We start from the raw sequence: 14,525 nt of genomic DNA on the forward strand, positions 1-14,525 counted from the left end.
GCCAGCAGATGCAGCAGCTGGGCTGTCAAACCCAGCATTCCTACCAACCCCAACGGGGCAATTGCCCTCTGGGGCTATTGCTCCGCTCATCCGGAGTGAAAATATGTCTTATAGCGTCAACAAGGTTTGGTTGTTGGGTAACGCCGGCGCCGATGCTGTGTCCAATTCCTTGGGGAATGGAAACAACGTCGTCAAGGTGACACTCGCGACCACGCGTGGCTGGATGGAGGAAAGTGGCTGGAAGGAGGTCACTGACTGGCACAACGTTTCTTTCTTTGGAAAGTTGGCTGAAAAGGCCCTCAAGATAAAGAAAGGCATGCTGTTCTCAGTTGTTGGTCGAAACCAGACCTTCGTTTACGAGAAGGACGGTATCAAGCGGTACCGCACCGAAGTCGTGGTCGACATGAAAGGTGAGCTCGAGATTATCGGGTACCACTCTCACAGTCGGCAGGAGCGCTCCCCGCAGGCGCCTGCAGCCCAACAGTCACAGCCAGCTTCAAGTCCGCGAGCCCCATCTCAACCTTCGCCGCATCTGCCGGACGATTGGAGAGATGGTGAGTTCGGGGCAGACGACCACATCCCGTTCTAAACCGCTAAGCAATTCAACCCTATGGGGGTCTTCCCCCACAGGGGTAAGGCCTCTACCTACCCGGAGGCTTTATGTCCAACACTTACGAAGACTACGCAAATCAATGCAGGCAGTTGGTCAACAGGACCCAGCCTCGCTTCAACTCGATCATCGCTGATACGTCCGGAAGTCTGCTGTTCAAGACCGAAGCGATATACGCGATGCAGGCGATGCTCAACAACGAGCTCCTGGCTAATACGGCGTTTAAAAACCCCGTCAGCTTGGACCTTGCCATGGCTCAGGTCGCAGCGTGTGGATTGACTCTTGATCCTGCGATGCAACTCGCTTACCTGGTTCCTCGCGATGGAAAAGTGATTGCCGACATCTCCTATCGGGGGCTGATCGACATCGCGATCCGCTCACGTGCAGTGAACCTGGTAACAGCCAAGGCCGTGTACTCGAATGATCTTTTCCGTTACCGCGGGGATCATGCCCAGCCTGAGCATGTATATGACCCGTTCATGCCTGTTGAGGGCCGGGGCGAGTTGCGAGGGGCCTATACCGTGGCTCACCTTGCGATAGGCATGCTTTTGGTTACGCCGGTTCGGGCTGAAGACATTTACGCAGCGCGTGCGATGTCGGCAGCTTGGTCCAGGGCAAAACCGGGCAAGAGTAAAGGTCCTTGGGAAACCCATCCTGAGCCAATGACTCTTAAGACGACTATTAAAATCTCAAGAAAGTACTGGCCGATGAGCTCACCTGTTCTGGAGCAAGCAATCGCTTACCTCAATGAGGAGGGCGGAGAAGGCTTCACGGGTGGTCCCATCACTGTGGATATGGCGGCAAATATCGTCAATGGCGGTGCTGCTGCAGAAACTGGCAAGCCGGAAGGTGAAACTTTTGAGGGAGACGTTGTCGACCTTAATCAGTCCAAGCCTAATCCCCAGGGAGAAGGGCAGGGGCAGCCGCGGCAGGAGCAGAATGCTCGTCAAGAAGCGAAGCCTGCGCAGGCCCGAAAGGGCTCCGCAACGGTGACTCAACTTGAACCCAAATCCACAGGCATTGACGCTGGCACCGGCGACGGTGAGCCCAGCAATCTGACCGAGCAGATGCGCGATCGGATCGACCAAGTGCTTGCAAGGACACAACGGCAAAAAACCTGGAAAGCTTGTGAGGACTGGATAGCAGCCAACCTCACTGGTGACTGTGCGTCCTACGCTCAGGAGAAGTACCAGGAAATTTACCTGGCAGCGCAGCAGCCTTTGGACGCTGCGGCAGGTTAACCATGAAAGCAACCCTTAGCGGGGCAAACCCCGCTGGGGTTTGTCTCGCCTTCAACTGGAGGCAGGTATGAAGTTTGTAGACGTGCGGCAACGCACTCCTGAATGGCATGCCTGGCGAAAGCAAGGTATTGGAGCAACGATGGCTGCTCCCATTCTGCGGCAGCATCCCGAGAAGACGCCTTGGCGTCTGTGGGCTGAATTGCATGGAAAAGTTCAGGTTCCTGACCTATCCGTGATTCCGCAGGTAAGGATGGCCATCTACCTGGAGCCATATGCATTGCAGTGGTTTCAAAAGCAGTACGGTGGAGAGTGTTTGCCGGTCTGTGGTGAGTACGACGAGTTCCCAGTCATCCGTGCCAGTTTTGATGGATTACTGGAGAACTTCGAACCGGTAGAGGTTAAGATCCACGCGGATCCGATCTTCTTCGATGTTCGAGACAATGGCACCGCTTCTGAGTACTACAAGCTGCACTGGTGGCAGGTACAGCACCAGTTGCTTGTGTCGGGCGCCAAGCGTGGGTATCTGCTTTTCTACCATACCCGCGAGACCCCCTTGGTTTTTGAGATAGCGAGAGACGAAGCGGTTCTGCAAACCCTAGTGGTTGAGGAGCTCGGTTTCTGGAATCTCTACCTCGATGCCAGGGAGCCGGTTAAGGATCCCAAGCGCGACTTCTTCCTTCCGGAAGGGGATGTGCTTTCAAAGTGGATTCTTGCGGCTGATAAGCTCCGTCGTCTGGAGCGTGTCAGGGAGCGGATCGAAGCCCGGCTGAACCAGGTTAAATCGTTACGTGCAGAGCATCAGTCTGAGATGGTGTCCCTCATGGGGGATTTCATGCTGGCAGAAGCGCATGGCGTACGGATCACACGGTTCAACCAAAACGGCAAGGTCGACTGGAATTCCCTCGTGAAGGATCAATGCCCCAACATTACGAAGGACATCATCGATCGCTACCGCGACCAAACGGTGGAACGCAGCAGGGTCACCATTGACCCTGATACTCCGCTGACCTCGGAATCGATTCAGGTTCTAATGGCCCAAACAGCCGTTGACTCTGATATCGACGCTGAGGCATTTTGTCTGTGAGAAGAGGGGGCTTTGCCCCCTCGACTCTCAAGGAGTCGCCTGTGGAAAAGATTCTTTTCCAGAGTCATCTCCAGATTCTGCCTTCCAATCATGCGATTGGTGGCTGATAACGCAGCTGAACGATAACTCAGCATTCCTAAACCCCTTGGGGCACCTACGCCCCTAAGGGACGTGGTGCCTCCTTAAACTGGAGATACACCATGAAACTTCAACAAATCATCGACCTGTCTGCTTTCGGTATCGAGAACGCCCCTGTGAAGGCTTTCGGATTCGAAGCGGGTCATGAGTTCATGCACCTGGTTCCCAAGCTCGACCCTCACTATGAGTTCGAGACTGAGTACCGCCGCCCCATCATGAACTTCCTCCATACCCCGGCCGGCGACTCGCTGGGATTGGTAGGACCGACTGGTTGCGGTAAGACCTCTCATCTGACTCAGATCTGTGCACGGCTTAACTGGCCGCTCCTTCGCGTGAGTTGCCACTCGCGTATGGAGATGCCTGACCTGGTTGGCATGAATGGGTTGGACTGTGATCCTGCAACTGGTGATCAGCGTACGGTGTTCCGTTACGGCCCTCTCGCCCTGGCAATGAAGCACGGTTTCGTGTTCTGCCTCGACGAGTCTGACGTTCTGCCGCCGGAAGTGGATGTTGGTATGAACGCCGTGAAGGAAGGTGCGCCGCTGGTTATCGCCGAAAATGGAGGGGAGGTAATTCATCCCCATGAAAACTTCCGTTTCGTGCAGTGCTCCAACACCCGCGGTCAAGGTGATGAAACTGGTCTGCACGGCGGCACCATGGCGCAGAACCTTGCGTCTTGGGATCGCTATCGGATCGTTGAGTTCAACTACATGTCTCCGGACAAGGAGTTGAAGGTGCTCACCCGCCATCTCAATGGCGCTCCTGCGGATGTTCTGAACGGCATGGTTAGCGTGGCAAATGAGGTTCGTAACCAATTCATCGGCTCTTTGGGCGATGGGGTAAAAACTCTCACTGTGACGTTCTCTACTCGCACCCTGCTGCGCTGGGCGCGTGTCGGCGTTACCTACACGAAAGCTAAGGTTCAAGCTCCGCTTGCCGCAGCACTTCGTGAGTCGCTCACCAACCGCTGTGATACCGCGCAACGTTTGGCGATTCACAAGATCGCGCAAGATAAGTTCGGCCAAGGCTGGGTGAACGATCCTGTCATCCCGACCCCGGCTGTTTAAGGAGCTGAAATGTTCTATTTCGGCAACCTGAACGACCAGGCCGTTTCACAAGAAATTATCGCGGTGCTGCAGGGGCTTGCCCCTGCCGCATCTGCGGTACTTAAAGAGGGTGCAGTGGACTGGGTGGTTGAGAAATTGGCTTCCCAGATGATGTCCAGTGAGTTGTCCCCAGAGCAGTTCGACGAGCTTTTGCTTGTGGTTGCCCTGCGACACCATTGGAACAAGCTGGAAAAGGATGAAGGCCTGTCGCTCTCCGATGCTGATGGGAACGTTCTGTCGTTCTCGAAAGGCATTGAGTGGGTGAACTACCTTCAAGGCGTAGGGATCCTGACTTCTGAAGTTCTCGACAGAGGACTTGAGCTGCTGGAGCTCCTAGGAGTGCTAGAGAAGGTTCCTAACATCTCGGCTTTGGCTGATGTTGTTGAGGAAGACGGATCCGCATTCTGCGTCTGACGAAAGCCACGGGGGATTCCCCCGTGGTTACTTTTCTGAGCCTTTATCGCTATGATTCATACATAGCAATACAGGTTCTTTGCTCCCTCCTGTGAGGTGGCAATGGATGTGTAGCTGGTCACACAACACCAGCATTCAACTAAACCCAACGGGGCGTTTCTTCCCCGTTGGGGTAGAGCGCCTCCGCTTCCCGGAGGTGTACATGCAAACCCAAAAAATTGCCGTTCTTTCCAAGATCCTTCTCGTCGGTATCCAGGTGAATATTTGGTCCGCGCGGAAAAAGCTCGAACCTAAAGATCTTGGTCTTGACCCGACGAAAATCCCGCCAGCTGAGCTTGCCTCCTTGGGCACTCTGCGCTCTATCAATCCCGAAGATATTCAGGCTTTCGAAAAGCTTCGTCGCAAGGCAAAGCGGACTGTAGAAAAAATGGGTCTTCGTTTCATGGGAGTCGTTGCGATTCCCGAAGAAAAGGCAGCCCTGGCCAATGCCGAACTGGAAAAAATCGAGAAGGAGTTCAATGACCTTCGCGCGGATTTCCTGAATCGGTACGACAAGGCTGTTCTGGACTGGATGAACCGCGCCTGGCCTACGCCGGCTTTGAAAGAAGCCATCGTTCGCGCCATTGTTCCTAAGGCTATCGTTGCCGAGCGGATCGCCTTCCGTTTTTCGCTTTGCCGCGTGATGCCCGACAAAACCCCGGAATTGAGCAAGCAGCTTGATCGCGAAGTTCAAGGCCTTCATGGCCAGCTGTTCCAGGAGATTGCCGACACATCTGAAGAGCTGCTCGTAAAGAGCTTTTCTGGCAAAGACAAGGTTGGGCAGAAAGCCGTTAACTGCATCCGTCGTATCCACGAGAAGCTGCTGTCTCTGGCGTTTCTGGATCCTACGGTGCTGGCCCTTGCTGATCATGTACAAGCGAAATTGGCTCAGTTCCCTACCAGGGGCGATGTCGAGGGGGCAAAGCTGCAGGAGCTCGTCTCTCTGCTAACTAACCTCAGCGACGAAACCAAGATCGCCAAGCTGATCCAGCTGTTCGACAGTGCGCAAAGTGGTGTCCAGGTTGATCAAAGCCTGGTCGAGGAGGATGCAGTTGCGCCGGCTGATATAGCTGCTTCTGTACAAGAGGAAGTTGGTGCTGAGTCCTACGTGGATTTCGTGGCTTCTACCCTCGATCTCGACACGGTGGCTGTCGTTCCTGGCATCGTGGCTCACAGCATTGGCCAAGGTTTGGTCGAGTCTGTTGAGAGTGCTGTTAATTTGCCTGAGGTAGCTGATACCCAGGTAGATGCCGAAGAGTTCTGCCTTTAACCACACCCCACTGGGGGCACTTGCCCCCTCTGGGGGTGAGTGTCTCCGTAACCCGGAGGTCACTCATGAAAGCTTCTCTGAAAAATGCATTACCGATCGTTGCGCGGTACTACTGTGACAACCTCGGGATGCGCGTCGAGTTTGGTGCAAGCGGTGCTTACCACACGCCTGGCATGATCGGGCTTCCCGATCTAGACGACTCCCTGGAGTCGACTGTGATGGCCCTCGGGTACATCGGGCATGAGTCGGCACACGAAAAGTTCACGGATGGGTTGATCGTCGATCACCTGCCTAAGGACCATCCGCCGTTTGTTAAAAGCTTGGTCAACGCGCTCGAAGATATCCGTATCGAAGGGCTCATGTTCAAGCAGCACCCCGCTACTGTTTCCGACATCTCCCTTGTGGTGAGAAAGGTGCTAGGTGGCGTGCGTGATCTATCAGGTTTGCATGATGCGGCGGTTCTGCATGATGCGTGCTTGATTGTCGGTCGGGCGAGGTTGCTCGGTCAGCCCCTGCAGGAAGAGGCCAAGGCCTTGATGCAGGAACTGAAAGGGCGTTTTGGTCCAGGCCGTACGACAAAGATCCTTGCTCTGTTAGGCAAGGTTCCAACACTCGCCAGCACAAAAGATGTTGCCGCCCTCGGGTACGCAATAATTGATGTGCTGGATGAAGAGGATCCGGAAGATCAGCAGCCGAATCAGGAGCCACAGGATCCGCAGAGCTCTCAGCAGGATTCTCCTTCTGATGACTCCAGCGCTGGCGCTCCTCAACCTAACAGTGCCAATCCAGCGGACCCTCAGTCAGGGGCGAGCAATGGCGGCAACGATCCTGCTGGTGCTGAAAGCGACGATGGTGATGGCTCCGGCCAAACCCTCAAGCAGAAAGTGCTTGCAGCGGGTTCCGATGTGCTTGATGGCCTGGTCTCCGACCTAGGCGATGAAGTTGCAGCGCGACTCGGAAAACTCAAAAGCCATGTACGTAAAGCTACGCCAGCATCTGTTGTCGATGCGCCGGTGGGATCCGAGATGCTCGGCTCGCAGGTGGTATCCGCGGGGCAGGCCGCTTCCATAGGGCTTCGCCAAGTGCTCATGGGCTTGATCCAGGGCTCCCAGAACAGCCGCGTAGAAACGCGGCGGCAAGGGCGCTCAATTGACGCAAAACGCTTAGCACAGGTTCGGGTTGGGGAAACCCGGATCTTCCGGAAACAGGAGCCCGTGCAAAGTGTGAATGCGGCCTTCCAGATTCTCCTGGATGGGTCAGGTTCCATGGAAAAGGGCGGAACCATGCAGCGTGCTGAAGAGGCTGCTGTAGCTGTCCTAAGCGCGCTGGAGACGATTCCTCATGTCTCCACTGGTGCAATGGTTTTTCCGCGGATGGTCAATCGTAAGGTCTCGGTAGGCGTTCTCAAGCGCCACAACCAACCTCTGCGTGTGGCTATTGCGGAGAACCGCTTTGGCATGACTGCAGAGGGCGGAACACCGCTCGCTGAGGCCATCTGGCCTGCTGCGGGTGAACTGCTTTATGCAAAGGGGGAGCGGAAGGTGATGATGGTAGTCACCGACGGCGACCCTAATTGTGCCGATGAGGCTCGAGATATGGTTGCGCGCTGCTCTGCCAGTGGCATTGAAGTGTTCGCAATCGCTTTCGGCCGAATCAACATCGACAAACTCAATGCTGTGTACGGCAAAAACTGGAAGTTCCTGGCCTCTGTAGATCAGCTGCGAAATGCGCTGTACGAAGTCGTCAAGAACGTTCTAACCCAAAAGGCTGCAGCGTAAGCGCAGCTTAAAACCCACGAGGGGGCATTCACCCCCTCTGGGGGTGGTGCTCTCCGTTTTCTGGAGGTACCACTATGCAACTTGCCATGCTTCTCGATGAAACCCACGAAGGTCCTTTCCCGATACTTCAGGCGAGGATCAAGCGGGCATACCGGAGAACGGTTCTCCCGAAGGTAGAAAGGCAGCTGTCGCTTCTCGACTTGCTGACCCTGCCAGAAAGTGAGCTGGGCCCGGTTGAAGAATGGACTGATGACGAGATTGCTGATCTTCGCCTTTACGTTCTGCACGATGCTGCGCGTGTCCTTCTGGACCTGCGTGCTAGTGCGAAACGGCGGCAGGAAAGCATTGATTGGATCTTCAGCGATGAGGAAGGTCCTTTCTCGTTCAGGACGTGTGTTGCGGCCGAAGGCTGTGACTGGCTTCAGTTCCGTGAGGAAGTCGTCCTGCTCTGTGAGCGGAATGGCATGCCACTCGGGAATGAGGCTGCGCGCAGCCTGCTCGACCAGGTCCTTAGTGATCGCCGTCAGAACACAGATTGGATCGCGTCCAAGGAGTATTCCGTTGCGAATGACTTCCGCCTCTTCCGAGAGGGTTAACTGACGCGAGTTCCTTGATGAAACTAACCTGCTCTGTGAGTGGCGACGTATGCCACTTTGGTGTAGGAAAACTGAGATATGGCCATCCACTCCGTAAGGGGTGGATGGCCGATCAGCTTGAGATGTAAACGGCTTCCCGATAGTCTCTAGGCGGAGTCCACACACGAAAGCCTAGGTTTTCGTATGTCGATTCTTCACTTAGGCAGATGTCTGCCTGGTGAGATACCAGCTGGTGTTACCAGCATCCACCCACGCGGGAATCAAACCCGCTATGGGAATGGTTCCTTCAGAAAGGAGGTTCCATGCCCCGAAAAAGAACTTGCAAGAACGATCTCGTCTTCTCGGCGTTGGATCGCTACCGTCCTTCTGAAAGGCTGGCAGCGATCTACGACGATGACGAAGAGCTTCGTACTGCGCTTCTCGACGCCATTCCCGGCTTCGAGTATCCAAACTACTCGTGGATGACAGTTGCCCAGGTGAAGAACCACCTGACCGCTGCAGCCTGATTCAGTACCTAAAACCCTAGAGGGGCATTTCCCCTCAGGGGGCATGCTTCTCTGTATCCCCGGAGTTCAGCATGCAAAAATCTACTAAGTTCCCCGAAGCCGCCCTGCAAACCTGGCCCTACCTCCAGCCGATGTCGTTCCGTTCGCGGAGTGAGATCGAAGACTTTGCTCGTCAGCAGCAAAAGCTGGCAGGTAAGTCTCAGAAGCTGTTCCAGGAGCGCCTGGATAAGCTCAAGTCCGATGGCGGTTCGATTCGCTCTTATCCCACGCCGAGTCTGGATGTGCGTGATGAGTGCGTTGTCGACCTGGGCCTGTTGAAGGCAATGGCCCGCGGGGTTGCGAACAATGCAGTAAAAGCGACCTCTGAGCCCGTGGCTGTGGTTCCGAAGGTCGAGAGTGATGTTCCGCCGGAGTTTGATCAGACCCTGGTTCACGACGAGATGTACGCAGGTGTCGAAATTGAACCTGAGTGCGACAAGAGTATTCCAGTCGGTCCAGAAGGGGAGGCTGCGCAACCTCAAGTAATCGATTGGTCTGACGCCTTCACGGGTGAGATCAGCTTTTACGGAAAGTATGCGTATCTCTTCAAGCCGGAGAACCAAAAGAAAAAGCCCAGCTATGTCATTCGTCTTGGTACGAAGGATCACTGGGGCGTTGACCTCGAGCGGATCATGAAGGAGCACAAGTTCAAGAAGGGTGATCGCATCGCCCTGAAGTGCATCGGAATGATGCCAGTCACCATTGAGGAGGTTGGCTATGATGATCAGGGTAATGAAACTGTCATCCTCCGTCCTGGAAAGCGCAAAACCTGGGTAGCCAAGCGTATCGGTTAAATCCGTGCCACTTGCTTACCTTCACCAAAGCCCGGCTTATGCCGGGCTTTGGCTTTTCCAGTGCATAGCAATTTTCAGTCACGAGATCTCATCCCAGAGCCAGTTTCTGGTATGCGATTTCACCTGGCGAGCTTGAGCCCACCAGTGAATAAGCTGCATCTGCAGCAACGGCCTTTGGCCGATAACCCGAGCGGGATCAACCCCGTACGGGCTTGGTTCTGCCCTTCATCTGGAGAGAACCATGAAAAGTCAAAACGATGTGTTGGGCGTTGATTTCATCAGCTCCTATGCCGGCATCCAGTCCTACATGATCCGCACGCGTTCGGGCAACCGTCGTGTGGACACTCACTATCCTGAGTCGGATTACCACCGCAGCATCAGCTGCTACAAAGGCGCGGATTACGAGAAACACGTGATCAGCAAGATAGGCTGCTATACGGGCTCACCAGAGATGCTCACGTTGGAAATCGCAGTAGATTTCAATCGTCATCGGTTTGAATTCTTCGATGGCCAAGTGTCTACGATCCTTTCCAATCCGAAGCGTTATGGGGAGTACGACCCGCTGGCGCCAGAAAACACGTTCACGGTCTTTCTGCCTGCAACGTTCAGTCAGAAGCATGGCTGGACGGCGCTGTATTCCTTTGAGCAGATACGCGACCTGGCTGGTATCCCAGTCAATCGCGCCACCTCGCTCTACAAGGCCGTTGTTCCTACGGCTGCCGGCCAGGTGCAGGCTGCCTAGCACCATAAAAGCCAGTCTAGGCTGGCCAGTAGTTCTAAACCGCTGCTACGCAGCACACCCCGCAGGGACACTCTCCCTTAGGGGTGGGTGTTCCTCCTTTCTGGAGGTTCACATGACAACAGTTCTAACTTGCAAAATTGGTGAGTCCAAAGGTGTTCCGCGGATTTGGCTAGAGGGCGAGAAGCTGGCTCGAGCCGGCGTATCGATTGGTTCGAAATACCGTATTCGGGAGCAGCCTGAAGACGGTCGACTAGAACTCATTCCGCTAGCCGAGTCCGCGGCATCTGCGGCAACCTGCAAGGTGTCTAAGCGCGTGCGCAAGGGCATCATCCGTCCACTGATGGAGATTCGGACGGCTCTGCTGTCGTCACTTTTCAGTGGCATGGAAAAAGTTCGAGTTGCGATTCGCAAGGGGCGCATCGTCGTCACCGCTCTTCGGATCGAGGTCATGATTCGGGAGCGAGTCCGCCGTCTTCAGCTGAAGCTGGCTGCAAAAGAAAAGCTCAACGTAGTTTCTCTTTTTCACGGCGGTGGAGTGATAGATAAGGCTCTCCATGTTGGGTTGATGGCTGCAGGTGTTGCGAGCGTCATCCAGCTGGGGGTTGAGATGGAGCCTGAGTACCTTGAGTCCTCGCTACGGAACAACTCGGAGATTTGGGCTGACCATTCGATAGCAGCGTGCTCGGACATACGTGACTTGGACCTGGTCGAGTATGCAGACGAGCAGACGGATCTACTCTGGGCCGGGATTCCCTGCACAGGTGCGTCAATCGCTGGCGTTGCGAAAAACAACCTTGAGTTTGCTGAAGAGCATTCTGAGGTTGGGTCACTGTTTGTGGATTACCTCGAGGCTGTGAAGGTTTTCAATCCGGCGATTACGCTGCTTGAGAACGTCACTGGCTACCAGAAGTCCGCATCCATGGCTGTCATCAGAAGCAAGCTGGAGTCGTATGGGTACCACCTTTTTGAGGAGGTGCTCGATGGAAACGATTTCGGTGTGCTGGAAGGTAGATCGCGGATGGTCCTGGTGGCGATATCGCGGGGTCTCGAGACTGACTTCAGCTTCGACAACCTGCGGCCCACGGCCGTCAAGCCAGAGACCTTAGGGGAGATTCTTGACGATGTACCCCTGGATTCTCCGGCGTGGAAAACCTACGACTACCTGGTCGAAAAGGAACTGCGCGATAAGGCTGAAGGTAAAGGCTTTGCGCGCACCTTGGTTACACCGGACTCGACGAGAGTTCCGACGGTAACCAAGACCTACGCCAAGGCACAGTCGACGGGTATCTTCCTTATGCATCCCTTTGACCCTGAATTGACCCGCCTGCTAACGCCGGCGGAGCATGCAAGAGTGAAGGGGATACCTTTGGAGATGATCGCTGGCCTGTCGATGACCGTGGCTCACGAGGTGCTGGGGCAGTCTGTGGTATTCCCGCTCTTTGTATCGTTGGGTCGGGAGCTGGGCTTGGCCATGAACATGAAATACCGAGATCCCTGTAAGGTCCTGGATTTCCGTTCTGGCTTGGCTATTCGATCTCTTCAACCGCGTCGTGTGAACGAATCAGAAGTGGAGCTCGAGGAGACAGAGGAGGCCATCGCGGTGCGTGATGGTCGACCGATGTACCAGCAGCAGCTGTTCGAGTTTGAGGCGGCTTAACTAGCCCGTCCACATTGCACCCTGGAACAGGAAGGGCCTTCGGGCCCTTCTTGCTTCAAGGCAGGCAAAACTGCAGAATAAAGGCTCTTCGCAGCCGAATGCTCGGTCTGTATCAGAAGCTGGACTCCCAGCATCCTTTGAATCTATGCGATCTCGGTGTCGCTGGATTTTCAGCCCTCCATGTAGGGCGCAGCCACTAATTCATATCAACTCTGAGGGGTGCAATCGCCCTTAGGGTGATCGTCCCTTTCACTGATCTAGGAAAAGGGACATGAACCGCAAGATAAAGCTTGAGGACCACTACACTCTGGCTGAGACGCTCGAAAAGTTGCGCTTCGTGCTTACGGCAACTCGTTGGGATGATTCGCTGGTGCTTTTGGGTCAAGCCATCTCAAAGGCGAGTGAAGATGCGTCGTATGCCAAGGGGATGGAGGGCGCATTGCTCCGTGGTTCGATCCTTGAACTGCGAGAATTGTTTTCTGTGTTTGGTGACTACTGGGCAGGCCCTAGGGCGGAGTTTCCTTTCTACCCTCATTCCGACGCGGTAAATGCGATTAACTCGTCCTTGGGCATGATCAAACACGACGCGCTAAATCCGGGGTCGCTGCAGGAAAGCATCGACTTCTGTAATTACTACAAGTGAAATCCGCTGGGTACGATGCGAGTGGTTTTGCCACATCGCGCAAAGAACCTTCGAGGCGGAGAGGTAAGACCGGGGCTGGCGACAGCCCTTGAGTCTTTTTTGGATAGACCTTCTGCCCAAAGAAGATTCGACCTGGCTCCAATGTGGAGGTAGGTGAAACCGAAGCTGGCCGGCAGTCAGCAATTTCAAATCCCCCGCGGGGCTTCATGTCCCGTGTAGGGGCATGGCTTCGCTTCTACCAAGGAGTGATCCATGAAAGTTTATGTCCATGACAACAGCCCGATGAACCACCGTGTATTGGTTGTCGATGACGGCGGTAATGCGGCGCCTTGGCCGATCGAGCAGAAGATGAGCTACGCCATCTCCATGGCTTCGATCTCCCAGGAGAACAAAGATCTGGTCCCGGAAATGGTTCCGCTTGCGTTGTTCGGCAATGATGCCCTCCTGTTGGGGGATATCGTCGACAACGACGTCGAACTGGCGTGCACGCTTCTCTTGGTTGGGTACGAGGGGGAGCAGTACTACGTGATCTGTGGGCCGACTATGCGCAAGCTCTCGGCTGTAGAGCGTTACCTGGAGACTACGATCGGCACCACTGATGTGGAGTTGTGGCCGGTTGCTCAAGGTAACGTTACTCAGATCCTTCAGAACCACAATGAGCTTTCCCATGTGGCCTCTCGCGTGACCGTTGTCTTAGACGATGGAGCTGTTTTGCACGTGGAGGCTAAAGGTGTTCCTAAGCATGTGGCGGTGAAGATCTACAACGTCGTGCATCCGGATGACTTGGCTTACAAAGGTCAAGATGAATTGGGGCGACTGACGCTTCATGACGGACAGGTAGTCGAGAACGTAGAAGAGATCCGTGCTGATCTCATCCAAATCGACAGTCGCCTGGCCGGCACCGTGTTCACTGCGGGCTAGCCCTCGCATCACACGCATTACCTACAAACCCACCGGGTCCATCCCCGGTAGGGGAAGGGCTCCGGCGCAAACTGGAGCTTTCCTATGAGACCTAAAACCAAGCTGGTTACCTTACATCTCTACAAGTACACCCGCACGGAGTACTCAGAGGTTGTGGAGGTGCCTGCGAATATCTGCCCGAGCGAGCTTAAGCGACTTGCTGAAGAGCGTTTTGAAGGGTTGGACAGCAAGGCCTTTAAGCGAAATCAGCGATACAAGAAGCGCGAGGTCTTCGTTAGTGATGAAGGCTTGCCGCGCAGCAAAACCAATGCGTCCCTGATCGCTCTGCGTGATGGAACTGGCGCCCTGGTCGTTCGGGAAAGAGAGGTGCCGTTGGCTCCGCCGTTTCAAGAGTGCTCGGCAAGCGCTCCGTTGAAGAAGGAGTACACACGACACTGATGATCAACACAGCTATGAGGCGAGCTGCATCTAGCTTGGCTCAACATCACATGCGGCATTGGGGGAAACCTTGAGGCCATTTTTAAACCCTGGCGGGTGAGCTCCCCGCTAGGGCTGCTCATTCGCCCGTTGTTGGGGAATGAGCATGAACCCAATACAAGAAGCAGCGCAGCTGATGGGGAAACGGAAAATTGTCTGTACTGGCACTGCCAAGAAAGATGACTCAACCGTTTTCCTCTGGCAGCTCGATGACGGCGCCACACTTGAATTGATCCGCGGGAAGAAGGGTTTTTTCAGCCTGAAGGAACGCCATGAAGGGTTTCAGGTGCTGGTGGACTACTACTCCCGAAATGCAAAAGTGTTCGTGCCAAAGTTGTCGAGTGTTGCTTAAGAATATGGCCGGCCCCCACTGGGGGCCGATGCCAAGCTGAGAATCTTCATGAATGACCATCCTGAATGGACTATTCATGAGCATTCTCTGTCAGCGCATGGCGCTGGCAGTTAATCCC

At 54.8% G+C, this 14,525-nt stretch carries 16 protein-coding genes; all 16 read left to right on the forward strand.

The genetic code is table 11. The annotated features are described in order from the left end of the window. Positions 1-103: 103 nt before the first annotated feature. The gene (gene ssb / locus A9513_RS04465; protein WP_065327337.1) at positions 104-589 is read left to right on the forward strand and encodes a single-stranded DNA-binding protein; all 486 of its coding nucleotides are present in this window, start codon (positions 104-106) and stop codon (positions 587-589) included. 71 nt (positions 590-660) lie between these two features. Then, on the forward strand, positions 661-1,851 hold the full coding sequence (locus tag A9513_RS04470; RefSeq protein ID WP_065327338.1) for a recombinase RecT: 1,191 nt from the start codon (positions 661-663) through the stop codon (positions 1,849-1,851). 67 nt (positions 1,852-1,918) lie between these two features. Continuing rightward, entirely contained in the window at positions 1,919-2,935 is a 1,017-nt protein-coding gene (locus A9513_RS04475) for a lambda-exonuclease family protein (protein ID WP_065327339.1), read from the forward strand. Between the two features lie 200 nt (positions 2,936-3,135). Further along, positions 3,136-4,140 carry an AAA family ATPase gene (locus tag A9513_RS04480; protein WP_065327340.1) on the forward strand — a complete coding sequence of 335 codons (1,005 nt, stop codon included), beginning with the start codon at positions 3,136-3,138 and terminating at the stop codon, positions 4,138-4,140. A 9-nt stretch (positions 4,141-4,149) separates the two neighbouring features. Further along, a complete protein-coding gene (locus A9513_RS04485; protein WP_065327341.1) occupies positions 4,150-4,593 on the forward strand; it encodes a hypothetical protein in 444 nt (147 codons plus the stop codon). Positions 4,594-4,795: 202 nt separating this feature from the next. Further along, complete coding sequence (locus A9513_RS04490) at positions 4,796-5,902, forward strand: DUF3150 domain-containing protein (protein WP_065327342.1); 1,107 nt, start codon at positions 4,796-4,798, stop codon at positions 5,900-5,902. 65 nt (positions 5,903-5,967) lie between these two features. Next, positions 5,968-7,680: a VWA domain-containing protein gene (locus tag A9513_RS04495; RefSeq protein WP_065327343.1), complete on the forward strand. Its 1,713-nt coding sequence runs from the start codon at positions 5,968-5,970 to the stop codon at positions 7,678-7,680. A 74-nt stretch (positions 7,681-7,754) separates the two neighbouring features. Continuing rightward, positions 7,755-8,276: a hypothetical protein gene (locus tag A9513_RS04500; RefSeq protein ID WP_065327344.1), complete on the forward strand. Its 522-nt coding sequence runs from the start codon at positions 7,755-7,757 to the stop codon at positions 8,274-8,276. Between the two features lie 302 nt (positions 8,277-8,578). Beyond that, positions 8,579-8,782: a hypothetical protein gene (locus A9513_RS04505; RefSeq protein WP_065327345.1), complete on the forward strand. Its 204-nt coding sequence runs from the start codon at positions 8,579-8,581 to the stop codon at positions 8,780-8,782. Positions 8,783-8,853: 71 nt separating this feature from the next. After that, entirely contained in the window at positions 8,854-9,615 is a 762-nt protein-coding gene (locus A9513_RS04510) for a hypothetical protein (protein WP_065327346.1), read from the forward strand. A 241-nt stretch (positions 9,616-9,856) separates the two neighbouring features. Continuing rightward, a complete protein-coding gene (locus A9513_RS35965; protein ID WP_065327347.1) occupies positions 9,857-10,357 on the forward strand; it encodes a hypothetical protein in 501 nt (166 codons plus the stop codon). A 112-nt stretch (positions 10,358-10,469) separates the two neighbouring features. Continuing rightward, a complete protein-coding gene (locus tag A9513_RS04520) occupies positions 10,470-12,014 on the forward strand; it encodes a DNA cytosine methyltransferase (RefSeq protein ID WP_065327348.1) in 1,545 nt (514 codons plus the stop codon). Positions 12,015-12,285: 271 nt separating this feature from the next. Then, positions 12,286-12,657, forward strand: coding sequence for a hypothetical protein (locus tag A9513_RS34670; RefSeq protein WP_176707218.1), 372 nt, complete (start codon positions 12,286-12,288; stop codon positions 12,655-12,657). Positions 12,658-12,909: 252 nt separating this feature from the next. Continuing rightward, a complete protein-coding gene (locus tag A9513_RS04530; RefSeq protein WP_065327349.1) occupies positions 12,910-13,578 on the forward strand; it encodes a hypothetical protein in 669 nt (222 codons plus the stop codon). A gap of 84 nt (positions 13,579-13,662) precedes the next feature. Then, a complete protein-coding gene (locus tag A9513_RS04535) occupies positions 13,663-14,016 on the forward strand; it encodes a hypothetical protein (protein WP_065327350.1) in 354 nt (117 codons plus the stop codon). A gap of 145 nt (positions 14,017-14,161) precedes the next feature. Beyond that, positions 14,162-14,407: a hypothetical protein gene (locus A9513_RS04540; RefSeq protein ID WP_065327351.1), complete on the forward strand. Its 246-nt coding sequence runs from the start codon at positions 14,162-14,164 to the stop codon at positions 14,405-14,407. Positions 14,408-14,525 lie beyond the last annotated feature (118 nt).

The sequence above is a fragment of the Pseudomonas sp. AU12215 genome (genome assembly GCF_001675465.2).
Lineage (GTDB): Bacteria > Pseudomonadota > Gammaproteobacteria > Pseudomonadales > Pseudomonadaceae > Pseudomonas > Pseudomonas nitroreducens.